Source organism: Liquorilactobacillus sicerae (assembly GCF_029916425.1).
In the GTDB taxonomy this organism is placed as follows: Bacteria; Bacillota; Bacilli; order Lactobacillales; family Lactobacillaceae; genus Liquorilactobacillus; species Liquorilactobacillus sicerae.
Genome location: NZ_JAHAVQ010000221.1, coordinates 1 through 458 on the forward strand (window position 1 = coordinate 1; position 458 = coordinate 458).

Below are 458 nucleotides of genomic sequence, written 5' to 3' on the forward strand. Positions count from 1 at the left end.
GAGCATAATTATGCTCATGCAAACTAATTAAATCTTTTTTAATTTGAAAATGTTGAAGAAGAATTCCCGAATGCCGTGTATCTTCAGCAGCAATCAAATCGACTTCTTTGAGCGTCGAAATAGATCTAATATTCATAACGTCAAGATTCCCTATCGGTGTCGGTACCAAATATAGTTTTCCATATACACATGTTTGAAAACTTTACTGTTCAATTAACTATCCTTAAAGCTTCCAAAGTAAACGATTCAAGCATTACTTGCCAACTGACAGTGAACCTGGATCGTTGAGAAATTATCAGCCATCTATCGAGAAGATCGGCTAAATTCATATCGGGTGATTTTTCTAATCTAATTGCCAGTTCGGTAGAAAGAGCCAGGTTGAAAATATTTTGGTGTTCATTCGTGTCAACGAAATTCAATAGTTTGGTTTGCACAAAAGCAAATGATTCCTCTTGACG

2 pseudogenes are annotated in these 458 nt (G+C 35.6%); both read right to left on the reverse strand.

Annotated features, from left to right (window positions below):
* Positions 1 to 169 (reverse strand): annotated as a pseudogene (locus tag KH893_RS12110) (16S rRNA (cytidine(1402)-2'-O)-methyltransferase); the annotation flags it as partial.
* 40 nt (positions 170 to 209) lie between these two features.
* Positions 210 to 458, reverse strand: a pseudogene (locus KH893_RS12115) (DNA polymerase III subunit delta'); the annotation flags it as partial.